21 protein-coding genes and 3 tRNA genes are annotated in these 24,118 nt (G+C 26.9%); 7 read left to right on the forward strand and 17 right to left on the reverse strand.

Features of this window, described 5'->3' with window-relative positions; translation table 11 throughout:
• Window positions 1-75: 75 nt before the first annotated feature.
• The 6 genes from ACKU3H_RS14810 to ACKU3H_RS14835 all read right to left on the reverse strand — a co-directional run bounded on the left by ACKU3H_RS14810 (window position 76) and on the right by ACKU3H_RS14835 (window position 4,299).
• A complete protein-coding gene (locus ACKU3H_RS14810; protein ID WP_320034646.1) occupies window positions 76-2,652 on the reverse strand; it encodes a PAS domain S-box protein in 2,577 nt (858 codons plus the stop codon).
• Window positions 2,649-3,368, reverse strand: coding sequence for an ABC transporter substrate-binding protein (locus tag ACKU3H_RS14815; protein ID WP_320036487.1), 720 nt, complete (start codon window positions 3,366-3,368; stop codon window positions 2,649-2,651). Before ACKU3H_RS14815 ends, ACKU3H_RS14810 begins: the two co-directional genes overlap by 4 nt.
• Window positions 3,349-3,912, reverse strand: coding sequence for an ABC transporter substrate-binding protein (locus ACKU3H_RS14820; RefSeq protein ID WP_320034647.1), 564 nt, complete (start codon window positions 3,910-3,912; stop codon window positions 3,349-3,351). Before ACKU3H_RS14820 ends, ACKU3H_RS14815 begins: the two co-directional genes overlap by 20 nt.
• A gap of 100 nt (window positions 3,913-4,012) precedes the next feature.
• Window positions 4,013-4,089, reverse strand: a tRNA-Gly gene (locus ACKU3H_RS14825).
• A 20-nt stretch (window positions 4,090-4,109) separates the two neighbouring features.
• Window positions 4,110-4,186 (reverse strand) — tRNA-Ile (locus tag ACKU3H_RS14830).
• 22 nt (window positions 4,187-4,208) lie between these two features.
• A tRNA-Ser gene (locus ACKU3H_RS14835) sits at window positions 4,209-4,299 on the reverse strand.
• Between the two features lie 147 nt (window positions 4,300-4,446).
• Between ACKU3H_RS14835 and ACKU3H_RS14840 the strand changes: the two genes are divergently transcribed.
• Entirely contained in the window at window positions 4,447-5,925 is a 1,479-nt protein-coding gene (locus tag ACKU3H_RS14840; protein ID WP_320034648.1) for a diguanylate cyclase, read from the forward strand.
• Here ACKU3H_RS14840 and pyrF read toward each other — a convergent pair.
• The 8 genes from pyrF to ACKU3H_RS14880 all read right to left on the reverse strand — a co-directional run bounded on the left by pyrF (window position 5,911) and on the right by ACKU3H_RS14880 (window position 13,074).
• Window positions 5,911-6,597 (reverse strand): orotidine-5'-phosphate decarboxylase, encoded by a 687-nt coding sequence (gene pyrF, locus ACKU3H_RS14845; RefSeq protein ID WP_320034649.1) that lies wholly within the window; start codon window positions 6,595-6,597, stop codon window positions 5,911-5,913. The genes ACKU3H_RS14840 and pyrF overlap by 15 nt on opposite strands.
• 2 nt (window positions 6,598-6,599) lie before the next feature.
• The gene (nusB, locus tag ACKU3H_RS14850; RefSeq protein ID WP_320034650.1) at window positions 6,600-6,998 is read right to left on the reverse strand and encodes a transcription antitermination factor NusB; all 399 of its coding nucleotides are present in this window, start codon (window positions 6,996-6,998) and stop codon (window positions 6,600-6,602) included.
• 2 nt (window positions 6,999-7,000) lie between these two features.
• Window positions 7,001-7,471, reverse strand: coding sequence for a 6,7-dimethyl-8-ribityllumazine synthase (ribH, locus tag ACKU3H_RS14855; RefSeq protein WP_320034651.1), 471 nt, complete (start codon window positions 7,469-7,471; stop codon window positions 7,001-7,003).
• 31 nt (window positions 7,472-7,502) lie between these two features.
• Complete coding sequence (kdsA, locus tag ACKU3H_RS14860; protein WP_320034652.1) at window positions 7,503-8,303, reverse strand: 3-deoxy-8-phosphooctulonate synthase; 801 nt, start codon at window positions 8,301-8,303, stop codon at window positions 7,503-7,505.
• On the reverse strand, window positions 8,300-9,991 hold the full coding sequence (locus ACKU3H_RS14865) for an NAD-binding protein (protein ID WP_320034653.1): 1,692 nt from the start codon (window positions 9,989-9,991) through the stop codon (window positions 8,300-8,302). Before ACKU3H_RS14865 ends, kdsA begins: the two co-directional genes overlap by 4 nt.
• A 7-nt stretch (window positions 9,992-9,998) precedes the next feature.
• A complete protein-coding gene (locus ACKU3H_RS14870; RefSeq protein WP_320034654.1) occupies window positions 9,999-10,376 on the reverse strand; it encodes a DUF6394 family protein in 378 nt (125 codons plus the stop codon).
• Window positions 10,363-12,111: an FMN-binding glutamate synthase family protein gene (locus tag ACKU3H_RS14875; RefSeq protein ID WP_320034655.1), complete on the reverse strand. Its 1,749-nt coding sequence runs from the start codon at window positions 12,109-12,111 to the stop codon at window positions 10,363-10,365. The genes ACKU3H_RS14870 and ACKU3H_RS14875 overlap by 14 nt, the downstream gene beginning before the upstream one ends.
• Window positions 12,112-12,189: 78 nt before the next feature.
• On the reverse strand, window positions 12,190-13,074 hold the full coding sequence (locus ACKU3H_RS14880; RefSeq protein ID WP_320034656.1) for a DMT family transporter: 885 nt from the start codon (window positions 13,072-13,074) through the stop codon (window positions 12,190-12,192).
• Between the two features lie 155 nt (window positions 13,075-13,229).
• Here ACKU3H_RS14880 and murA point away from each other — a divergent pair, with 155 nt between their 5' ends.
• From murA to ACKU3H_RS14895, 3 genes are all read left to right on the forward strand, one after another.
• Complete coding sequence (gene murA / locus ACKU3H_RS14885; RefSeq protein WP_320034657.1) at window positions 13,230-14,495, forward strand: UDP-N-acetylglucosamine 1-carboxyvinyltransferase; 1,266 nt, start codon at window positions 13,230-13,232, stop codon at window positions 14,493-14,495.
• Between the two features lie 63 nt (window positions 14,496-14,558).
• Complete coding sequence (locus ACKU3H_RS14890; RefSeq protein ID WP_320034658.1) at window positions 14,559-15,656, forward strand: DUF5644 domain-containing protein; 1,098 nt, start codon at window positions 14,559-14,561, stop codon at window positions 15,654-15,656.
• A 10-nt stretch (window positions 15,657-15,666) separates the two neighbouring features.
• Window positions 15,667-16,287: a hypothetical protein gene (locus ACKU3H_RS14895; protein WP_320034659.1), complete on the forward strand. Its 621-nt coding sequence runs from the start codon at window positions 15,667-15,669 to the stop codon at window positions 16,285-16,287.
• 1 nt (window position 16,288) lies between these two features.
• Here ACKU3H_RS14895 and ACKU3H_RS14900 read toward each other — a convergent pair whose 3' ends face one another.
• A complete protein-coding gene (locus ACKU3H_RS14900; RefSeq protein WP_320034660.1) occupies window positions 16,289-17,731 on the reverse strand; it encodes a secretin N-terminal domain-containing protein in 1,443 nt (480 codons plus the stop codon).
• A 45-nt stretch (window positions 17,732-17,776) separates the two neighbouring features.
• Window positions 17,777-18,352 carry a YigZ family protein gene (locus ACKU3H_RS14905; protein ID WP_320034661.1) on the reverse strand — a complete coding sequence of 192 codons (576 nt, stop codon included), beginning with the start codon at window positions 18,350-18,352 and terminating at the stop codon, window positions 17,777-17,779.
• Window positions 18,353-18,409: 57 nt separating this feature from the next.
• Between ACKU3H_RS14905 and ACKU3H_RS14910 the strand changes: the two genes are divergently transcribed.
• Complete coding sequence (locus ACKU3H_RS14910) at window positions 18,410-19,117, forward strand: TlyA family RNA methyltransferase (RefSeq protein ID WP_320034662.1); 708 nt, start codon at window positions 18,410-18,412, stop codon at window positions 19,115-19,117.
• Window positions 19,086-19,922, forward strand: a complete 837-nt coding sequence (locus tag ACKU3H_RS14915) for a bifunctional riboflavin kinase/FAD synthetase (RefSeq protein WP_320034663.1) — start codon at window positions 19,086-19,088, stop codon at window positions 19,920-19,922. The genes ACKU3H_RS14910 and ACKU3H_RS14915 overlap by 32 nt, the downstream gene beginning before the upstream one ends.
• 7 nt (window positions 19,923-19,929) lie before the next feature.
• On the opposite strand, the gene ACKU3H_RS14920 is transcribed toward ACKU3H_RS14915, so the two are convergent.
• Entirely contained in the window at window positions 19,930-23,283 is a 3,354-nt protein-coding gene (locus ACKU3H_RS14920; protein WP_320034664.1) for an ABC transporter substrate-binding protein, read from the reverse strand.
• A 118-nt stretch (window positions 23,284-23,401) separates the two neighbouring features.
• Here ACKU3H_RS14920 and cmoA point away from each other — a divergent pair, with 118 nt between their 5' ends.
• On the forward strand, window positions 23,402-24,112 hold the full coding sequence (gene cmoA / locus ACKU3H_RS14925; protein ID WP_320034665.1) for a carboxy-S-adenosyl-L-methionine synthase CmoA: 711 nt from the start codon (window positions 23,402-23,404) through the stop codon (window positions 24,110-24,112).
• Window positions 24,113-24,118 lie beyond the last annotated feature (6 nt).

Genomic DNA, 24,118 nt, shown 5'->3' on the forward strand with positions numbered 1-24,118 from the left:
ACATGTATGCTTAAAGTAAGTATAGCTGAGAATTAAATTTTCTTCTACCTTTTACTGTACAAAAAATAGACTTTTTCAAATACTTAGAGTAATAGAAAAACATGCACCTTTGAATTTTTGATTTTCATATTTAAACTCTTTATTATAAACATCAATATCAAAGCCATGTCTTTTTCTAATTATTTTATCAGCCATAGAAAGTCCTAAGCCTGTACCAATTGATTGGTGCTTAGTTGTAAAATATGGTTCAAAAATTCTATTTATTATATTATCTTCTATTCCCCCTGCATTATCTTTTATCTCTAATTTGGCAAACTTTTCATCAATTTTTTTAACAGAAATAAATAGAAATCTATTTTCTTCAGTATGAATTTTTTCTTTAATTGCATCTTTTGAATTATTAATAATATTAATTAAAGCTTGACACAACTCATTAATATTTCCATAAATTTTTATTGACTCATCAATATCTAAAACAGTTTTAATATAATTGTTTTTTAAAGATGCTTCTACTAAAGAGAGTGTTTGCTCTATTAGATCTTTAATAAATATCTCTTTAAAGATAGATTCCCCTTTTATAAAATCTCTAAAATTTTCAATAGTATCAGATAAATATTTAGCTTGCTTAATAATTACATCATTAGCATGATCCAACTCTTCTTTGTCTAAAGTATCTAGCATAGATTGAAGCTTCATTCCTGAAGCACTAGTTGTTATTATAGATAAAGGTTGTCTCCATTGATGGGCAATATTTCCAATCATTTCACCCATTGAAACTAATTTTGATTGCTCTTCAATTATTTTTAAAGAAGTAATATCTTTTGCTAATATTAAAACTCTATTATTATCAGGTAAAACAGATAAACTCATATTTATATCTACTCTTTTATCATCTTTAATTAAAAAAGTAATTTCTATGTTTTCTAAATATTTTTTTTCATACAAAGATAAAAAAATCTCTTTAACTTTATCTTTTTCTTCAGAAGAAGCTAGTTGAATACAAGATTTTTTTTCTAATTCATTGTTTGAGTAGCCTGTCAACTTCATAAAAGCATTATTAAACTTTAAAAAATTAGACTCTAAATCAACAATGGCTATTCCATCTTGTGCATAATTAAATATTGTTTCAAACTCAATTTTTTGCATAATAATTTGTTTTTGTATTTGCTCTTTTTGTGTAACATCTACACCTATAGTTGCTAAATAGTCCATTGTACCATCTGGCTTATTTACAAGCATATTTGACCATTGAAAAATTTTTTCTTCTCCATCTTTTGATAGCCAACTATTTTTAAAAGATTTTATAAGTTCACCTTTTTTTGCTTTTTCTATAATCTCTACAACTTTTCCTCTTTTATCTTCAGGTAAAAACCTCGACCAAAAATAAGGTTCACTGGCAATTTCATCACTTGAATACTTAGTAAATTCTTCTGTATATTTATTAACCCTGAACATTACACCTTCTTTGTTTATAACAGCAGTAATAGCATTTGAATTATCTATAATTGTAGAAACGAAATCTCTTTGTTTTATTATCTGATTTTCTAATTCTTTTTCATTAGTAATATTTCTAATTGTTAAATATAAATAATCCCTTTCAAAAAGGTTTATAGCAGTTGCATTTACTTTTACATCAATTATAGTTCCATCTTTTAATTTATGTCTTGTTTCAAAAGTATCCCATCCATTTTCTAAAATGTGTTTTTCAATTTCTAAAAATGATTTTTCATTAGAAAAAAAATCCAAATCATCTATATGTAAAGTTAAAAACTTTTCTTTTTCATAGCCATATAGATTACAAGCTTTAGGATTTACATCTTCTATTTTTTTATTTTTCCTATCAACTAAGATTATTGCATCAAGAGAATAGTTATATAAAGAACTAAATTTTATATTTGCTTTTTTAACTTCTTTTATACTATTTTTATATTCTAATAATAAACTTCCAACTTTTTTAATCATAGAATTAATTCCAGATTGCATTTGGCCTATTTCATCATTATCAGAAATGATTATTTGCGTATCTAAATTACCTTTTTCAGCCTCTTGCAATGTTTTTAAAGAGTTTTGGATTCTATTTGCAACTAGTTTTTGCGTAAACAATATAATTGAAAATGAAGTTAAAAAAGCAAGTAGAAGTGATCCCAAAATACTATAAGATATAATTTTTTGTTCAATTCTATCTAGTTTTTTTGTATCTATTGATAATACAATTCTGTAAAGAGAATTATTTGAAGTACTATTTTTAAGATTACCAATAGAGATTAATGTAGCTTTTTTATAAATAAATTTTTCTTCATTTTTTTTAAATAACCAAGTTTTATCAAAATCTGGAACTTCTTGAATTTTTCTACCAAGATAAGTTGTGTCACTTGATACTATTATTAGCTCATTACTTCCAACAATAAATCCTTTTTTATATTCTTGTCCAATTAATCTAGAGATATAATCCTTTCTAGAGATTGAACTAATAGGTATCTCCTCTTCTGCAATCATTTTATTTATAAGGTGTATTCTATCTTTAATATTAGCTTTAATTGTAGATGTATATATTTCTGAATATACATATCCCATAATACTAAAAGAGATAAATTCTATAATACCAACTATTGTGGCAATTTTTATGATAAAACCTATACTAAATTTTTTCATGGTTCATAAACCGGTGTATCTTCAAAAGATTCTAATTTTGTAAAATCTTCTTTTTCATATCTAGAATTTTTAGGTGCAATATGACCTAAAATTTCTATACTATCCTGAGGATTTTTTATATTTGGTTTCCAAGTTGCAGCATATGTACTTTGTTGTAAATGATGACTAATAGGATCCATAAAAGCAGCAGAATCTTGCATCCTTTCATCTGCACTAGCTTTATAGTTTTCTAACTCTTTTATAATCAAATGATTATTAGTTGAATTAACCTTTTTAATTGCATTTAATAAAGCTTTTGTAGCAAGATATGAAGAATAAGTAACATGACCTGGATAATCTAATTTTGTTTTTTTATATCTTTTTCTATATTTTTCTACAAAATCTTTTGTTCCTTTTGTATTTAGATTCCAAGACCAATTAACACCAAACAAAGGACGAATACTACCAGGAGCTAAATACAAATCTTCCCAATCTATTTCACCAACAACCCAATATTGTTCTTCAAAAGTTTTTGGTTCAATTTGTGCAAATAACTTCACTTGATTATTGCCACTAATATTAACAGCAACTACATCTGCATCGATAGATTTAATCTCATTTACTATGATTTGTGGATCATTAAAAGAGGGATTTACATATATCTCTGATACTATTTTTCCTCCATATTCATAAATATAAGGTTTAGAAGCACTAGCACTACTTCTTCCCCCAATTATTGTCTTCTGATAATAATATTACTTTTTTTCTTTTTGATTTTTCTAATGCAAATTTAAGTAGTGTTTTATTGTAATTTGCTGCATTTGCATCAAATACAAATTTTGTTCTATGGGCATGTTCTACAGATTGTGAAGGAGCAGAAGAGTTAGTATTTATAAAAATAACTCCATATTTTTGGCAAACATCTGACATACTTGTAGCAACTCCAGAATTCACGGCACCAAGCATAAAACTAATTTTATTAATAGTTATTAAGTCTTCTGCAACTTTTGCTGCTTTTTCTGTATCTAAAGTAGGATTTTGTTGAACAAGAATAATACTCCTACCTAAAACTCCTCCTGAATTATTAAATTCATCTACAGCCATTTGTGCTCCACGCCAATCTGCTTCAGAATGGATACTAAAACGCCCTGTTGAAGGAGAAACATGTGCAATAATAATTGGTTTAATCTCTTTTGCAAAAGAAGGAAATATAAAAGAATAATTTATAATAAGTAAGGATAAGACTAGATAAGTAAAATTATTTATATTTTTAATATTCATTTTAAAATCTTTTATAAAGTAAATTTATAATAATAGAATACCATAAAATAGTTGATTTATATTTGAATTAATTAGCTAAAAATTTGATTATTTAATTAAGTGGAGCGGGAAACGAGACTCGAACTCGCGACAATCTGCTTGGAAGGCAGAGGCTCTAGCCAACTGAGCTATTCCCGCAATAGAGCTTATTTATAAGGTGGTGGGTCATGAAGGACTCGAACCTTCGACCACTCGGTTATGAGCCGAGTGCTCTAACCAGCTGAGCTAATGACCCAACTGTATAAACAAACTCAAAATGGCGGACAAGGAGGGATTCGAACCCTCGGTACCGTTGCCAGTACGCATCCTTAGCAGGGATGTGGTTTCAGCCAACTCACCCACTTGTCCTCGTTTTAGGGTTGTAATTTTACTTCCTTTGTACTTAAATACATCTTAATTTTATAGTTTTTTTTGCGAATAATTATATTCATTATAGAAATTTCATTATTTAGTTTAAGTTTGTGGGTAGTATAATTTTCTAAAGAGGGAAATATTATGGACAATAAATTCAAAAAAATAGTTCCATTTTTAATAATTCTTTTAACAATATTTTTTATATTTGGTTCATATATCTTATATAAAAATGAGATTGTTAATATAAAAGAATACTCATATAATCGCATAAATCATAGTTTATATCATTTTAAAGAATACTTTTCAATATCAGAATCTTTTTTATTTGCAATGAAATATACCATAGAAGATAAACTAAATAATCACTGTCCATGCAATCATCCAAAATACAAACAAATAGATACAAATTCAGATATTTTTTCTTTGAAAGATAATGATTCAATTTTAGTGGGAATTAACAATTATGATTCAACAGAACTATTTAAAAATGAAATAAATAGCTCACTTTATTTAAAACCTATTTTTTTAGCAGCAAAAAAAGTATTACCAGATTTAAAAAAAATTTATTACAAGTCAAAAAATAAATTTATTTTTGTATCACCTGGTATGAATATAAATAACAATAAAGAATTAACCTTTAGATACACTTGCCCTTCATGGATAGATTCTATAAATAAAATTGATTCCTATAAACAGTTTATAATTACTAAAGCATATATTAACAATGTTTCAAAAGAAAAATTAATTACACTTTCTCTTCCTATTTATAAAAATAAAGATTTTTTAGGAATAGTATCTATTGACATAAAATTAGACACTTTAGTCTCTTATATAAATAAAATCCCTTTAAAAGGAAATATTTATATTATCGATGAAAATAACAATTCTGTTGCATCAAAATTTAATGAAGAATTAAATAAAAAAAATCAGTTTAACAAATCCTTTTTAATAAAAAAAGAGATTGTTGAAAATCAGTTATATATTGCTTATCCACTTAATGAAAAGAAAATAAGAGAAGAAGCATTTTATAAAAGTTTAGGGAAGATTTTTATTTTATTTTTAATTTTTATTATTAGCATTATATTACTGTATTTAAAAAATCTTTTAATAAAAGTTCAAAACCTTGCTAATACAGACTCTTTGACTAATATACTTAATAGAAGGGCTATGAAAGAAGCTATTGAGAATCAAATAAAAATTAGTAGAAGATATAATCAACCTTTATCTTTTTTACTAATTGATATAGACTACTTTAAAAAAGTAAATGATAATTATGGTCATCAAATAGGAGATTTAGTATTAGTTGAAATTTCAAAACTTTTTAAGCAACTCATTAGAGCTTGTGATATTGCAGGAAGATATGGAGGTGAAGAGTTTTTGATTACTTTAGCAAATACAGATATAAATGAAGCTTTTATTATGGCTGAAAGATTGAGAAAATTAATTAATCAAATAAAAATAAAAAATACAGATATCAATTTAACTGTTAGTATTGGCTGCTATTTCTTAAAAGATGAAGATGATTATGATTCTATATTAAAAAATGTTGATAAGCTTTTATATAAGGCTAAAAATGAAGGAAGAGATCAAACGGTGAAAGAAGATTTAGATGTTATCTAATATCTTCTCTACAACTTCTTTTGGATTTGAAGCTTTATAGATAGGTCTACCTACAACTATAAAGTCAACTTTGTTTTCTTTTGCAAATGGTATATCTGCAACTCTTTTTTGGTCACCTGAATCTTCACCAAAAGGTCTGATTCCTGGACATAAAGTTATAAATTCATCTGAAGTATTTGTTTTAATATCAAGACTCTCAAAAGCAGAACAAACAACACCATCAATACCTGATTGGAAAGTATCAACTGCCATCTTAGTTGCTTTTGTTTTTATATCTTCATTATATACAGCTTTGAACTCATCATTATCAAATGATGTAAGAGCAGTAACAGCTAAAACTAAAGGTTTATTTGGAATATCTTTGATTCTATCCATAACTGTTTTCATGGCTCTACTACCTGCACTTGCATGTACATTAAACATATCTACAAGTCCAAACCTTGAAATCTCTTCAGCAGCATCAGCCATAGTGTTTGGAATATCATAAAGTTTTAAATCTAAAAATATTTTGAAACTAGGATTAATAGCTTTTAAATCTTCTAAAAACTTTTTACCATCTCTAGTATAACTTCTAAGTCCAACTTTTAACCAAACATCGTAGTCTTTTATTTGTTCAACTATTGCAAGATTCTCTTTTGCACTTGGTAAATCTAAAGATACACAAAGTTTCACTATTAAGCCTTTTTGCTAACTTTGTCTAAAAGACCGTTGATAAATTTTGGAGCACCATCAGAAGCTAGTTTTTTTGATAATTCAATTGCTTCGTTTATAACGATTGCTTTTTCAAGACCTTTTATCATAATCTCAAATATAGCAAGTCTTAAAATTGATTTCTCAACACTTCCAATGTCTTTTATTCCACCTTGTGTTAAGTGGCTTACAAGCTCTTCATCAATAGCTTCAATATTTTCAATAACTCCATTGAAAAGGTCAAGAGCAAACTCTTTTTGTTTGTTTCTAATCTTTTTATCTTCTAAAATCTCATCAACAAACTTTACAATACCTTCATTTCCTAAATCATAGGCATAAAGTAATCCAATTACAGACTCTCTTGCTTGTGTTCTAGTTGCCAAATTTATTTCTCCATTTCGCTATATAAATCTAACATCTCAATAATAGTAACCATAGCTTCTGCACCTTTGTTTCCAACTTTGCTTCCAGCTCTTTCAATTGCTTGTTCGATAGTATCTGTTGTTAAAACACCATTTGATACTGGTTTACCATATTTAAGAGTAACTGTTGCTATACCTTTTGTAGCTTCTGCTGAGATATAATCAAAGTGAGGTGTTGCACCTCTTATAACTGCTCCAACACAACATACTGCGTCGTATTTTCCAGTTGCAAGTGCTTTTTCTAAAGCAAAAGGGATTTCAAATGCACCAGGCACTAAAATAAGGTCTAAATTTTCTTCATTTCCCCCATGTCTAATAAATGCATCTTTTGCACCTTCTACTAATCTATCTGTAATAATATGATTAAATCTTCCATTGATAACAGCGATTTTTTCATCACCTTTTAATCTTAATTTACCTTCTAAAATATTCATTTAATTTTCTCCAAAAAATTATTATAAGGTATTAATTATACCCTAATGCATCTTTAATAGCAAAAATGTCATTTACTGTCTCATATAGCTTATCTATTTGAAGCATATTTGGTCCATCGCTTAATGCAATTGAAGGATCAAAATGTGTTTCAAAGAAAAATCCATCAACTCCAACAGCAGCTGCTGCTTTAGCCAAGCTTGGAACTATAGCACTGTTTCCACCTGTTGTTTCACCAGTACTTGGAACTTGTGCTGAGTGTGTTGCATCAAAAATAACTGGTGCATACTCTCTCATAGCTATTAGGTTTTTCATATCAACAACTAATGCTCCATATCCAAAAGTATTTCCCCTCTCACAAAGCCAAACACCTTTTTCTTTTGAAGCCTCATAACTCACCTCATCTACACCTCTAGTTTTTAAAACCTTTTCAACTGGATGTTTCATACTATTTGGCGCTAAAAATTGCCCTTTTTTGATATTAACTTTACAGTCTGTTTTGGCTGCTGCAACTAAAAGGTCAGTTTGTCTACAAAGAAATGCTGGGATTTGTAAAATATCAACTACCTCAGCAGCAGGAGCAGCTTGATATGATTCATGAATATCAGTAATAAGTCTATATCCAAATTGCTCTTTTACCTCTTGGAACATTTTTAGTCCCTCATCAAGTCCTGGTCCTCTAAAAGAGCTTAGGCTTGTTCTATTTGCTTTATCAAAAGATGCTTTAAAATAAAAATCTACTCTTTTATCTTCACTTAAAGGTTTTAGCATCTCTGCAATTTTCATAACTGTGTCTCTATCTTCTAAAACACATGGTCCAGTTAATATAATCATTGTTTATTCCTTAAAAAAATTGTTTTTCTCTCTTTACCTGTGTATACATAATAAAACTCATAAAAGTTCTGTGCTATATATTCTATATCATCTCTTGCACTTTCATCACAAGCAAAAAGTATTTCATCACCCATTTTTAGGGATACTTCTAAGCTAGGAAGTAATATGGCTTCCTCTTCTCTTTGAATTAAAAGTGGTATTATATTGTTTTTTTGTTCTCTATTGTATAAAGAGCGATTAAAAATCTCTAAAAACACCTCTTTATTCTCTTTTAAACTCTCAGTTATCATTGGCGCATGATTGTTATCTATTTTTAATTCATACAATAAAGGATTTTCATCTATTACTTGAAGTAAATTTTTTACAAGTTTAGAACCCCAAGTATCATCTTGTCCAAGTAAAAGTCTAATAAACTTATCAGAAAGTGGACTTATTAAAGCGTTTGTTGTTTTATTTATAAGTATTCTTGAAGGCATAAAAATATGGTCAACTTTTGCATTTTCAAATATTGAAAAATCATCCATCTCATTTTCTCTAGCTATTGTCATAATTTTTGGATTAAGTTTTTTTGCAGTAGCCAAAATAGATAGATTTGTTGTATCATCATTTGTTGCAGAGATTATTGCAACAGAATCTAAAATACCTACACTCAATAACATATCTTTATCGTCTGCATTTCCATAAGTTATTTTTAGAGAATCACTTGAATGAAACTTATCAACCTTTAATTTATCCAACTCTACAAATTCTGCTTCAACACTACTAAGTTTTAGATTTTCATATATGTGTTGTCCCATTCTTCCATATCCACAAACTATATATTTACCTTTTGGAAAAGATGGAAGTCTTGCATTTAGATTGTCTATTTGATATACCCATTTTTCAAGTTTCAAAATATTTGGAGCATTTAAGGCCATTGCTATCTCATTTGAGATAATAGAAAAAGGATTAGCAATAATTTCTACATCTAAATCTTTTAAATTTTCAGTATGGTTTATAGTTGTTGATTTTACAGCAAGTCGTACATAAGGGTTTAAAAGTTTTGAAGTAAGTGCAATTCTAAGGTTTAAAGAATCATCATCAAATATTGAAACTAAACCTTTACAGTTATGCTTTTTTATTCCCGCTTCAATAAGTGCATTTGGAGTATATGCATCAGCAACTAATACTGGAACAGTTGGAGTAAAATTTTCTAATATCAACTCATTTGCTCTAGCTTCACTTCTTTCAATTACTACTGTTCTTATCTCTTGTTGTATTGCTCTGTTTATTATCTCATTTGTGATTTGATTGTAGCCAAGGATTATAATAAACTTTTGTTTTAAACCCTTTACTTGTCTTTTAAATCTAGACTTTTCCATCTCTCTTAAAAAAAGTTTATCTTGAAGAAGAGATACTAAAGAACCAATCCCATAAAACCACCCAAGGACAGTTAAATAAATAGAAAATGTAACCCAAAGTTTTTGCGGATAAGTAAAGGCATAAGGTGTTTCACCAAAACCAATAGTTGTAGCTGTATAAGTTACAAAATAAAAAGCATCAAAAATACTCATATGATAAGGTTGCCCCTTATCATCTACTCCATCTATAATAAGTAAGCCAACAATAGCTATTGTGTAAGAGATAACAATAACTAAAAATGGTCTTCTCATCCTTTGAAGGATGATAAATAATGAACTATTTTTCACTATTTTCTTACCTTCTTGACTTTAAAGTGTCTCCAACATAAAGTGCAACAGAAACTATGTTTGCTAATAATGCTCCACCCGATAAAGAAACAATCAATCCAACAACCTCTTGATTGATACTATAAGCATAATATGCAACTGCCCAAATGATTGCAGAAGCAATAAGTTGAATATCAGCAACCAAAGATGTTGCTAAAAGAACAGAACCCATTTGTGTTTTATCACCAAGTTTTAGTGTTGTAGCAATTATATTTACAATAATTGCAGCTAAAAGCTCATATTTACTATGATGCTCTAAAGAGCTCATATCTCCATAAAAAAAACCAAAATTAAGTGTCATAGCTAAAATTATAAAAAATCCTGAAATTACCTTATCTAGATTCATGAAATTCATCCTCCATATCTTTTCCTATATCTAGTATTCTACCAAATACTTTATCAATATTATCATGTACTCTCGAATCTTTATCTAAAAACATGATTCTATGTTTATTTAATTGATTAACATTTTTTAGTCCCATTACAGCTAATAAACCTCTAATCCCTTTTAATAAGTTGTTATGATAATGTTCAACTTTTTTTGCTTGTTTATGAACAAAATATTTTTTTCTTTTATTTTTATTTTGAGTTGCAAGACCTACTGGACAATCGTGTCCATTTGTTCCAGAGCAATATCTTGCACGGATACAGCCTGCACTCATCATAAATCCTCTTGCTATTTGTACAAAATCAGCACCCAAAGATAAAATAATAACAATATCATCAGGTGTAAGTAGCTTTCCACTAGCAACAACTTTTATTTTATCTCTGATTCCATAATCTTTTAAAACTTTATCCACTAAATAAACAGAGTCTTTGATATCTAAACCAATTCTTTCCATCATTTCAATAGGAGCTGTAGCACTTCCTCCACTTCCACTATCAATAGATATAAAATCAGGATAAGCATCATTTCCAGCTTCTATTCTTTTTTTAATCTCTTCAACTAAAGGGATTATGTTTTCATAATCTGAAATAACTATTTTAATCCCAACAGGCTTTTCTGATAGATTTTGCATTTGACCAACAAAATCAAAAAGCTCTTCAACAGAGTTTGCAAAAGGGAATCTATTTGGAGAAAATAAATCTTTGTGGGCTTCAACATTTCTATAATAAGCAATTGCCGGACTTACTTTTTCAGCTGTTAATTTTCCACCTGTTTGTTTTGCACCTTGAGCTATTTTTAGTTCTGTCATTTTACAGAATCTCATAACTTTTTGGTATCTTACTGGATCAAACTTTCCATCTTTTGTACGAACTGAATATAAGCCTGAACTAACTTGTAAAATAATATCTGGCATATCTTCAGGAACATCTTTAGGAAAGTTTTCTAAAGGTGCTTCCCAATCTGGTCTATGAAAAATTTTTGTTTTTAAATCGAATATATAAGTTTCAGCCTCAGGGTCTTTTTTAAATATCATTTTTCTATAGGCATCAATTGCAAGGGCTCCATTAAATAGTTTTTTAACTATATCTCTTACAACTATTTGAAACTTTGTCCCTTCAACCATTTTCATATATTTTTTATCATAATTTTGGTGAGTTATAAAAAAGTTTGAAGTTAATCCACCCTCACCTGAGTTTATTGGGAATTTTCCTTCATTTGCACCTATAACAAAAGCTCTAGTTCCTTCAGGTGAGATAGAACCATCACTCATAGCAGAACGTGAAATAATAGACTTTGAAACATAAGGTTTTTTTCTATTCTCACCAAATGTAACACTAAACTCAGTATCAACCTCATCTTCATTTAAAACAATATTTGCATGTCTTATCATAAATTTTGGTACAGGTAAAGGTTGAGAAGGTGAAAAAGAACTATAGTTTGGAAGGTTTCTTGAAGCTTTTGCAACCCAATCAAGTTTATCTTTTGATTCATAAAATTTTTCATCACCAAAATATTGTCTAAAAGGCTCTCTTAACTCTTCTAGAACAAACCTAAGTCTACCAATAATTGGATAGTTTACCAATAACTGATGATCTCTTTGAACATATTTATCATGTACATACCATGCTATAATGATAAGTACAAATACTGCAATGGCAATCTCAATATATAAAGGTAGATTGTTTAGTTCCAAAATGAATCCTTCTTATTAATATTATACTACAAAGCGTAATATTAAAAATTATATCCTAAGAAACTAAATTTTTCAAATCTACTCTTTTTTTGAAGAAACAAAAAATCCACTTACAACAATAAGTGAGATACCTAAAATAATCCAAATATCAGGAAAAGCATCACCTAATATAAGTCCAATCATAATTGAAAAAGCAATATTAGCATAAGAGATTGTTCCTATAATTCCAGCTTTAGCAACAGAATAAGCCTTAGTCATATAAACTTGGGCTAAAGTTGCAACACCGCCTAAACATATAATATTAATCCAATCACCAGGTTGAGGCATAACAAATTTTGCAAAAATATAATCGTATTGTTCATTTATATAAAATTCAGATATCAACATCAAAAGAAGAGGTCCAACTGTACCTATTCCCATAAAAGATAAAACTATGGTTCTTCCATCATAATATTTTCTAAGTTCTCTAATAGAAGTATACGCTAAACCAGCACCGACACCACATAAAATCCCTAGCCAATCAGTTTTATCTAAAGAGCTTCCATCAAATTTTGTAATAAACAAAATCCCTATAAAGCCTATAAAAACTCCTAGCCAACCTTTTAATCCTAATTTTTCTTTTACGAAAAAATAAGCAAATATTGCACTAAAGATTGTAGAAGTTTTAGAGAAAGTCATAGCTTCCCCTAAAGGTATGTTTGCAATATTATAAAAAAAGAATAAAAGTGCTATAAAACCTGCTAAACCTCTAAAAACAAGTAGCATTGGTTTTCCACCTTTTTGGTTTAAAGGTGATTTATAAATTGAAATAAGTATTAATAGTACGCCAAAAACATTTCTAAAAAAAACAACTTCGATTGAACTCATTGAACCACTAAGTTGTTTTGCAAAGGCTCCCATACAAGCGAAGCAAAAAGAAGCAAAAAGCATATATTTAATACCCAAAGTTACATCATTGGTCATTAAAAATCCTTAAAATAAAGATGGCATTTTATAGCTTTTCTTTTTAAATAAAGATTATTAATAAACTTAAATTATAAAATTAATATTTTTAGCTATTTTTAGATAGAATTCTGACAATTTGTATAAACAATGAGCTCTGCTCTATTAGGAAAAGAATGGAATATTTAAAAATCAATGGCGAATCAAAATTAAATGGTGAAGTAGAAATCTCTGGAGCAAAAAATGCAGCTTTACCTCTAATTGCAGCAACAATCTTAGCAAAAAATGAACTTTCTATATGTAATCTGCCAGATGTTGTTGATATCAATACACTTTTAAAATTAATAGATAAACTAGGTGGAAAATTTACAAAATGTGATGATTGTATCAAGATTGATACTTCAAAGTTAAATAAAACAACAGCTACTTATGATATTGTAAAAACGATGAGAGCATCTATTTTAGTTTTAGGCCCTATTCTAGCTAGATTTGGACACTGTGAAGTTTCACTTCCTGGTGGTTGTGCAATTGGACAAAGACCTGTTGATTTACACCTAAAAGCACTTGAAGCTATGGGAGCAAAAATCAATATCAATCATGGATATATTGAAGCTACTGCACCAAATGGTCTGAAAGGAACAAAAATTGTATTCGATAAAGTTACAGTAGGAGGAACTGAAAATACAGTTATGGCAGCAGCTTTAGCTGAAGGTACTACTACAATTATTAATGCAGCAAAAGAACCAGAAGTACAACAACTTTGCGAAATTATAAGGAATGCAGGAATAAAAATTGAAGGGATTGGTACATCAAAACTTGTAATACATGGGTCAAATAAGCAACTACTAAATATGAAAAACTTTGATGTAATTCCAGATAGAATTGAAGCTGGAACATATATGTGTGCCGCAGCAATTACAAATTCGAAACTTAAGATTACAAAAGTGAAACCTATTCATTTAGAAGCTGTAATAGCAAAACTAGAAGAGATGAACTTTGAGATTATTCAAGATGATGATTCTGTAACTATTTTACCAACAGATGAGATTAAACCTGTAAATATTATTACAAGTGAATATCCAGGTTTCCCAACAGATATGCAAGCCCAATTTATGGCACTAGCAACTCAAGCAAATGGTACTAGTACTATTGATGAAAGATTATTTGAAAATAGATTTATGCATGTTAGTGAATTATTAAGATTAGGAGCTGATATCCATTTAAATGGAAATATTGCGACAATTAATGGAGCAAAAGAGACATTAAATGGTACTGATGTTATGGCAACAGACTTAAGAGCATCATCAGCATTAGTTTTATCTGCACTTGTAGCAAAGGGAGAAACTTCAATTCATAGAATTTATCATTTAGATAGAGGATATGAAAACCTAGAAGGGAAGTTAAACAAAATCGGAGCAAAAGTAGCTAGATATAAAGAATAGTTTATTATCTTATTTAAGAAATAATTTAATAAAATAGATTTAAAGAAGATTAAAGGTTATTATATGAAATTAGAAATCTCATTGTTTAGATTTGATTACAAGTCAGATTATTTACCATATTACACAAAAAACTATGTAAAAATAAAAAATGAAAAATCACTTCTTGATATATTAAATAATATCAATATTGAACATCCATTTGAGTTTAGAAGTGCACCACATTTTCCTTTAGTGATAAATGGTATTTATACATATGCTTCAATAAGTATTGATGAACTAGTAAATACTTTTGGAACTGATTTAGTTATTGAACCAATATCTATAAGAAGAGCACATACAGACTTAATGATAAATGATGCAGACTTTCACGAAAGATTAAAAGTATTATCAGAATTTATTACAGATGAAGATAAAAAGAATTACGAAAACTATAAAATATATTTTTACGCATCAAATACAATTAACTATGAATATGATTATATTGGAGATTCTATATTATTATTAGCTTATGACTTAATTGAAAAAAATCCAAATTTAGAAAATGATATTTTAGAAGCAATAAATGATTATGATACTTCTATTGAATATAATACTAGCCTAAAAAACAGAGTTTATATGCTTGACTCTAAAGTAATAGAAAAAATTAATACAATAAAAGAAAAACTAAAAATCACAAAACCTATAAAAGAACAAAACCTATTTTTAGATAAAAAGAATAAAATTGATTTTGGAACTTTTGACGAGAATTATACAATTAAACATAACTTTGAAGATTTTAATCTTGCATATTATAAAGGTTTAAAAGAGGATACACAAGTTAGTTCTTTATTAGAAAAATTAAGTGCAAAAATCATAAATACACCTTCTATGAACACTGATTTAGCTTTAGAAACTTTCCATATCAATTCTGATTTCTCTATGAAACTAGCTTCAACTGTTATGTTAGAAGCTTTTGATAATAATGCAGACTTACTAATTGTTGATAATGATGAGATTTTCTATCTTTTAGATTCAAATAGAAAAGCTATGGAAAAAGTTTCAGGTAGAGCAATTTTAACTCCAGTTATACATAAAAATGAACTTCAAAAACTTGTATCAGGAGACCATGAATCACTAAAAGAGCAACTAAAAAAACATATAGTTGATCCAGAAATTATATAAATGAGATAAAATGGTATTAGATATAACTTTCATCATTTTTGGATGTTTGATAATTGTATCACTAATACCACTTTATATTTATAGAAAAGAGATTTATAGAAAACTTAGTAGAAAAGGTGATATAAAAACTTTTTTTAACGATACAAAAAACTATCTAATTAGTAGCTATCCAAAAATTCAATTTAATTTTGATATTTTAAAAAAATTTGAAAATGAAGAAGATATAAAAGTTAAAGAAACTCTTATTGCAGAAGAGTTTGTCAAACAATTTACCTATTTTGAGTATGAACTTAGTACTCAAAATAGTGTTCCCCATGAAAAACTTTGGAGTAGTTATGACCAAAATTCAAAATTACTAAAAGATAATAAATTTCCAACAGATTGGGCACAAAGAAAAAAAACTGCTTGGATGAGAGATGATGGTAGATGTAATAGATGTGGCTTAAAAATAGACTTATCTAATGCAAATGCACTCTTAGTAAAACAGATGAAAGACGGCGGTGGATTCAATCTTGAAAATATTGTTGTTTTATGCCATGATTGTACAAAAATCATAAAATCTTCAAATCTTGAAAGAACAAGAACAGATTTAAACCTTTTAGATAAACTTATAAAAAAGATACATCTGTAAATTACATATTAAAATATTTGTTATACATCTCTTGATGAAGATCTCTTTTATCTTTTTTCTCTGCTGTTTTAGTACTTTTTTCTCTTAATTTAATTAACACTTTTTCTAAAAATTCATCTTCTAAACTTTTAAGTTTTGATAACTCTTTTCTTATATATGTTAAATCTCTATTTTCAGGAATAATATATGGGGTGATAACTATTACAAGGTTTTTATTTTGAGAATTATTTTGCCTATTTTTAAATAATTCACCAATCAAAGGGATATCTCCTGCTAGAGGGATTTTTTGAATACTATTCTCTTTTTTCTTTTCTATAAGTCCACCTATTATTACACTTTCTCCGTTGTTTAAAATAGCTTTTGTATTAATCTCTTTTTTTGAAGTATCAGGATTAACATTAAAGCTGTTTCTATTTTTTATATTTTCTACTAATGTTATTACATCTAAAAAGACTTTTTCATCTTTTGAAATTCTAGGTTTTACTTTTAAGCTAAGCCCTACATCTTCCCTTTCATAAGTGATACTAGTGTTTCCTCCATCAGTAACAGTTCTTCCTGTTTGTATTGAGATGGTTTCTCCTACATATATTGAGCTTTCACTATTATTTACACAAAGAATTGAGGGTTCAGATATTATATCAAGACCATAAGTTCTATTTAACAAATTTAAAGATGCTCCTAAAGCAATAGTTTCACTAACATTTGGAATATTTAAACCAATTGCAGAGGTATCAATTGCAATAGCATCTCCACCATTTAGATTTGATGCAAAAGTATATAAACCACCCGAATAACTTTTGCCACCTAATATCCCATAACTAATCCCAATCTCCTCAATCAAATCATTATCTAACTCTATAATTAAAGCTTTAATATATACTTGTTTTTTAGGCTTATCAAGCTTTAATATTAAATCTTTTAACTCTTCTATTTGTGATAAGTTAGCATTAATAATGATTGAATTTGTTAGCTCATCAATTGCGATTACTGGTTTAACTTTGTTTTTATAATCTTTTTTTGAAATTATTAAATCAAGAGTTTTAGCTACACTTGTGGCATCATTATTTTCCAAATAAATTAATTCATTAAAAGATTTATTCTTTTTTTCCTTTTTAAAAAAAACTTTTTTCTTTTTATTTATAGTTTTTTTAACTAAAGTACTCCTTTTTACAATTCTGATTATATTATTATCCTCAATAAGAATATAACCTTTAGGTTTTAAACTATATTTTAAAATATCTAAAAGACGATTTTCATCTATTGGTGAGTTTGATATAAAATCTACACTTCCTTCAATTTTTTCAGTTAAAAGTATATTTTTACCTATTTTTTTAGAAGTAATTGTAATTAACTCTTCAATACTTAAATCTTTAAAATTTATATTTATTAAGTTTGAAGAATAACATTGGCATATGAAAAGTAATAATAAAAAAGCATATTTCATAACACAACTTTTATAATAATTTTTTTAATTATATTTTAATCTATCTTAAAGTTGTATTGCAATCTCTCTTGGAAGTTGTTTTTTTAATTGATCATATTGTTCATCTGTTACATCTAAAGTTAATTTCACTTTATCACTAAAATCTTTATTGCTAATTTGAATTTGAAGGTTATTAACTATATACTCAACTAAAGATAAAGAGCTATAATCAAACTCTAATTTTTCACTTTTTAGTTTTTCATATTTTATTAAATTTGAAGAATTGATAACTAAATTGACTGCATCACTGTAAGCCCGAACCAAACCACCAGTACCAAGTTTTATTCCACCAAAATACCTTACAATAATTACGCCACAATTTATAAGTTCATTACCAGCTAATACATTTAAAGATGGTTTTCCACTTGTACCTTTTGGCTCTCCATCATCACTAGAGTTTTCTACTACTTGGTCAAATTCATTTAAGTATCTATATGCATAAACATAATGTCTTGCTTTTGGATGTTCTTTTCTAATTTTTTCCATCATTAAATCAAAGTTTTCGTATGGAGTTAAATAAGCAATAAACTTTGATTTTTTTTCTTCTAAAGTTTGGGTATAGTTCTCATTAATAAAATACATTTTTTAATTTTACTAAAATAATCTGATTTAGAGCTTTTTTTTATTATAATTGCAAGTATGAGATTAGACATTTATCTAACAAAAAACTTTGATATACAAAGTAGAAATAAAGCACACGAAATAATAAAAGCTAAAAAAGTAAAAGTTAATGGAAACACTGTAACAAAACCCTCTTTTATAGTAGATGAAAATTCAAAGATAGAACTTTTAGAAGAGGATTTTTATGTAAGTCGTGCAGCTTATAAATTAAAATATTTTTTAAATGAAATAAATATTAATTTATCAGCTTTAGATGGACTTGACATAGGAAGTAGTACTGGTGGATTTACCCAAATATTACTAGAATCAGATATTAAAAGTGTAACTTGTGTTGATGTTGGGTCAAACCAATTACATGAAAAAATAAAAAATGATAAAAGAATAATATTTTTTGAGAATCAAGATATTAGAACTTTTAACTCAGAAAAAAAGTTTGATATTATCACTTGTGATGTTTCATTTATCTCAGTTTTAAATATTATAAATGATATTGACAGATTAGCAAAAGATAAAATTATAATCCTTTTTAAACCTCAATTTGAAGTTGGTACAAATATAAAAAGAGACAAAAAAGGGGTTGTAAAAGATAAAAAAGCTATAGTTAAAGCAAGAGAAAAATTCTTAGACCAATGCAAATTATTAGATTGGAAACTAAATTATTTTTCACCTAGCAGGTTAGAAGGAAAAGATGGAAATGAAGAAGAGCTCTTCTATTTTAGTAAATAAAAAAGATATTACAGCAATAGCACTTGGAGGCTTTGATGGGATGCATATAGCCCATCAAGAATTATTTAATCACTTAGGAGATAAGGGAGCTGTTGTTTCAATAGAATCAGAATATGCAAATCTAACTCCAAAAACATATAGACAAGAGTATTGTAAATATCCAATTTATTACTATATTTTAGAAAATATAAAACACTTATCAGGAGAAGAGTTTATCTCTTTATTAAAAGAGGAGTTTCCAAATTTAGAAAAAATAGTTGTAGGTTTCGATTTTTGTTTTGGTAAAAATAGAAAAAATTGTATTTCTGAATTAAAAAATCTATTTCATGGTGAAGTTACAGTTGTAGATGAAATAAAACTTGATGGGATACCTGTTCACTCTAGAATAATTAGAGATTATATAAAAGATGGTGATATAAAACAAGCAAATAGACTTTTAGGAAAAGAGTATAAAATATTTGGTAATCAAATTAAAGGGCAAGGATTAGGCTCTAAAAGTTTTGTTCCGACAATTAATCTAAATATAGAAGATTTTATTCTTCCAACAGAAGGTGTTTATCTTACAAAAACAATTATAAATGAAGAGGAATTACCATCAGTAACTTTTTTAGGGCATAGAGTTACAACAGATGGAAGTTTTGCAGTAGAAACACATATTATAGACAAAAATATTAAAAATAGATTCTCTTTAGTACAAATAAAATTTATTGATAAAATAAGAGATAATAAAAAATTTAATTCTTTTGAAGAGTTAAAAAAACAAATAGAACTTGATTTAAAAATGGCAAAAGACCTATTAAAGTAGAGTAAATTTAATACTCTACTCTATTTCGACCTTTTTCTTTGGCTTTATACAACTTATCATCTGTTATTTTATATAACTCTTTACTTGTTTTAATTTCATCTGCTTTTGCTGTATATAAACCTACAGAAATTGTAATAGATGAACTTGCAGAATTATATCTATGTTCAATATTTAGCATCTCTATCTCTTTTCTAATCATTTCAGCAAAAGTAAGAGCTCCCTCATTGGTATTTGCTTGAAAAATTATCGCAAACTCTTCTCCACCAATTCTAAATGGAATATCAGATGAACGCTTACATAAACTATTTATTTTTTTACCAATACTGATTAAAACCTCATCTCCTTTTTGATGTCCATAATTATCATTATACTGTTTGAAATGATCAACATCAAAAATCACAAATGCAAATATTTGATTAGATCTTTTTATTCTATTTATCTCTTTATCAAACATAATATTGAAATATCTTTTATTATAAAGTGTTGTTAACTCATCTGTTATTGATAGATACTCTATTCTCTTTTTATCTGTAATATTACTTTTAATAGAACTGTATCCTATAATATTTCCATTTTTATCAAATTGAGGTGTTATAGTAGTAGAGACCCAATAAGTATGACCATCTTTATTTTTATTTTTTATTTCACCCTTCCAAGTTTTACCTTTTTTAATTGTTTGCCAAAGTTCTTTATATACTTGTTCTGGCACATCTTCATGTCTTACTATATTATGAGATTGACCAATTAACTCCTCTTTTGAATAACCAGATATATTGCAAAAAGCTTTACTAACTTCAGTTATGATACCATTTTTATCAGTTTTTGAAATAATTACATTTTCATTAATTAAATCTAAATTTTTTTGCATCTTCTCATTAACTTCTCTAATCTTTTTATTTTTATATACAATTATTACAATAATAAAAGTAAAAAATAAAACAATCCATAAAATTTTTTGATAATCAATATTTTGTTGATATTTTACTGATAACCATTTTTTTGATATTTCATTTTTTTGTTCATTTGATAGATTTTTAATTAGTTTATTAAAAATTACATTTAAAAGAGGTTCTTTTACAGTTGTAGCAAAAGACAATCCCCAATCACCTTCTACTTTCCCTGTAATTTTTAAATTACCTATATAGTTTTTTTGTATCTCATATCCAATAATAGGTAAAGAATCAATCACTGCATATAATTTATTATTATCAACTTTGCTAAGCCCCTCTTGTATGTTATCAATCTCTACAATATCAATATTTGGATATTTTTCTTTTAAATATTTTTTATAAAAAGAGTTTTTTAATAAACCAATTTTTTGTTTATCTAAAGTAGAAATATCATTTATAAAAGGTTTATCTGTTTTAGTTGCAATAACAAGTGGAAAATCCAGATATCTATCTGTAAAATTAAAATACTCAGAATACTCTTTTGAATCAAAAAACACAGGCATAATTTCACATTTGCCCTGCTTTATTAAATCTAAAGTTTCCTTCCAAGAAGTAGTTCTTTTTAGATTTATTTCTATAGGAACTTCACTTTTAAATAAATCTATATATTCAGAACTTATACCTATATAATTTCCATTTTTAATCCCTTCAATAGGCATAAAATTTGGATTAATACACATATTAAATTCTTTTTTTGTTTTTAAAAAACTTATCTCCTCTTGATTTATAATAAACTTTTTTAACTCTTCACTTTTTACATCTATCCATTTACTTTTTAATTTTATTTTTTCATAAACAGGTATTGAGTTTTCAACTTTTTCCAAAATCGATTTTAATATACTATTTTTTTTAGATACACCAACATACAAACCTATTTTTTCTAAATACTTCATATCATTAATATTTATTGTTTTTAAATTAACAAACCAATTTTTCTTAATTAAATATTGAATTAAAGTTAAACCTCCAAATGCTGCATCAATTTTTCCATTTGATACATCACTAATTGCTTCTGAAATACTATCAACTAATACTAAATCTATAGAACTGTAATATTTTTTAAATATCCCTTCAAGATATGATTTTCTAAGCATTGCCACTTTTTTTCCTTTAAGATCTTCAAAGGAATTAATATTTAAATCTTTTCTTACAACTAAAGTTGGTATATAATCAATATCTTTAATATCCGTATATTCTATATACTCTTTTCTTGCATTACTTATAGCAACATGGGGCATAATATGTAATTTTCCACTTTTCATATCTTCTAAATGCTCATTCCATAAAGCAGTTTCAAATTTTATATTTACTCCTAAATATTTTCCTATAAGCTTAAAATAATCAATCGAGTAACCTTTAAATTCCCCTTTTTCTTTAAAATTAAAAGGTGGAAAATCATCTAAACTTTGCACTGTTAAAGTAGGATTATTTTTCAAAAAATCTTTTTCTTCATCAGTAAAACTCAAATCTATATATTTTTCATTGTAATCTTCAAAAACAAAATCTTTAACATTAAATGTATGTTCTGTTAAACCATACTCTTTATATAAATTATTTATATATTGAACTCTACCTCTGTCTATTAAACCAATAGGGTAAGAATCCCTGTCAATCATATTATTTACTATCTTAGCTTCATATCTTAAATGTTCTAAAGATTTACTTGAATTATATTTTTTATGAATCAATTGAATTATCTCTTCTTTATGATCTAAAGCATATTCCCAACCTCTTAAAGTCGCTTCTTTAAACCTATTAACCCTATCTGGGTGATTAATTACTTCATTTTGGTTTGTAAATAACATATCTCCGTATAAATCAAAACCATAATTTGTAGGATTGATAATATTTATATCAATATTTCTTTCTTTAAAATAAAAAGGCTCATTACTTAAATATGCGGGAGATATATCTACTTCATTGTTTATAAGTTTTAAGTAATCATTAGCTTCTCTTTTTCTAATAAGATTAGGTTTTACATTAAATTTTTTAAGCATAGCTAAGATTGAAAAACCATCAGTATCATTTTCATAAAAAATCATATTTTTTTTATCAAAATCATAAATAGAGTTTAACTTACTATTTTTTAGAGTTATTAATACATTTGGAGAGTGTTGAAAAATAGGAGCAACTAAAAAAACAGGTTCATTTTTTGATTTATATAAAAAAAGTATAGAATCTGCAACTCCATATTGAGCTTCATTTTTAATCACTTGCTCTATATTATTATGTTTTAAATCCCTTTGTTTTATATCTACATCAAGACCAACTTCAGAATAAAAACCCTTTTCTTTTGCTGCATAATAACCTGCAAATTGAAATTGATGAAACCATTTTAATTGTAAAGTAATTTTTTCATTTGAATATAAAAAACCAACTAAAAAAAATATTATAAAAATTAATCGTAACATGATACTCTCTTTTTATTTCCCTCTTTTATAAATTATATCTAAAAAATATCAAATTCTTTTTTATCATATTAAATTATTGTAAATCATTATTAATATTCATTTAGATAAAATATCTCTTATGACAGATAAGGTATTTGAAAAAACAATTAACAAACAGTTTGAATTTGATGAAGAGGTAGCATCAGTATTTGATGATATGCTAAATCGTTCAGTTCCATTTTATAAAGAGATGCAAAGACTAACAATAAATTTTGGTCTAAATTTTCTAGAAAAAGATGATAAAGTTTATGATTTAGGATGTTCTACAGCTTCAACACTAATTGAACTTGCAAAGCACTCCCCTTTTCCTCTTGAATTAATAGGAATTGATAACTCTGAAGCTATGCTTTCTCGTGCAAAAAAGAAAGCTAAAGCATTTGGTGTAGATATTAAACTTATAAATGAGGATTTACATAATATCTCTTATGATAATGCAAAATTAATCATTTCTAATTATACACTTCAATTTATCAGACCCCTACAAAGAGAAAAGTTAGTTAAAAAAATTTATGATAGCCTTGAAGAAAATGGTATTTTTATCTTTTGTGAAAAAGTTATCTCTTCAGATAAAATACTTGGAAAACAATATATAGATGAGTATTATGAATTTAAAAAAACTCAAGGTTATAGTGAATTTGAGATTGCACAAAAAAGAGAAGCTTTAGAAAATGTTTTAATACCTTATACTGAAGAAGAAAATAAAAAAATGATTTTAGATGCTGGATTTAGCCATTGTGAAACACTTTTTAAGTGGGTAAACTTCAGCACCTTTATTGCAATAAAAAAATAAAGCCTC

The sequence above is a fragment of the Halarcobacter sp. genome (assembly GCF_963675975.1).
Lineage (GTDB): Bacteria > Campylobacterota > Campylobacteria > Campylobacterales > Arcobacteraceae > Halarcobacter.

Coding starts and splice junctions, on each gene's coding strand:
- cmoA (WP_320034665.1), top strand. CDS start 23,402: ATGACAGATAAGGTATTTGAAAAAACAATTAACAAACAGTTTGAATTT.
- ribH (WP_320034651.1), bottom strand. CDS start 7,471: ATGAATATTTTAGAAGGTAAATTAAGATTAAAAGGTGATGAAAAAATC.
- ACKU3H_RS14910 (WP_320034662.1), top strand. CDS start 18,410: ATGAGATTAGACATTTATCTAACAAAAAACTTTGATATACAAAGTAGA.
- ACKU3H_RS14905 (WP_320034661.1), bottom strand. CDS start 18,352: ATGTATTTTATTAATGAGAACTATACCCAAACTTTAGAAGAAAAAAAA.
- ACKU3H_RS14900 (WP_320034660.1), bottom strand. CDS start 17,731: ATGAAATATGCTTTTTTATTATTACTTTTCATATGCCAATGTTATTCT.
- kdsA (WP_320034652.1), bottom strand. CDS start 8,303: ATGATTATATTAACTGGACCATGTGTTTTAGAAGATAGAGACACAGTT.
- ACKU3H_RS14870 (WP_320034654.1), bottom strand. CDS start 10,376: ATGAATCTAGATAAGGTAATTTCAGGATTTTTTATAATTTTAGCTATG.
- ACKU3H_RS14810 (WP_320034646.1), bottom strand. CDS start 2,652: ATGAAAAAATTTAGTATAGGTTTTATCATAAAAATTGCCACAATAGTT.
- ACKU3H_RS14915 (WP_320034663.1), top strand. CDS start 19,086: ATGAAGAAGAGCTCTTCTATTTTAGTAAATAAAAAAGATATTACAGCA.
- ACKU3H_RS14880 (WP_320034656.1), bottom strand. CDS start 13,074: ATGACCAATGATGTAACTTTGGGTATTAAATATATGCTTTTTGCTTCT.
- ACKU3H_RS14920 (WP_320034664.1), bottom strand. CDS start 23,283: ATGTTACGATTAATTTTTATAATATTTTTTTTAGTTGGTTTTTTATAT.
- ACKU3H_RS14840 (WP_320034648.1), top strand. CDS start 4,447: ATGGACAATAAATTCAAAAAAATAGTTCCATTTTTAATAATTCTTTTA.
- ACKU3H_RS14820 (WP_320034647.1), bottom strand. CDS start 3,912: ATGAATATTAAAAATATAAATAATTTTACTTATCTAGTCTTATCCTTA.
- ACKU3H_RS14890 (WP_320034658.1), top strand. CDS start 14,559: ATGAAATTAGAAATCTCATTGTTTAGATTTGATTACAAGTCAGATTAT.
- murA (WP_320034657.1), top strand. CDS start 13,230: ATGGAATATTTAAAAATCAATGGCGAATCAAAATTAAATGGTGAAGTA.
- ACKU3H_RS14895 (WP_320034659.1), top strand. CDS start 15,667: ATGGTATTAGATATAACTTTCATCATTTTTGGATGTTTGATAATTGTA.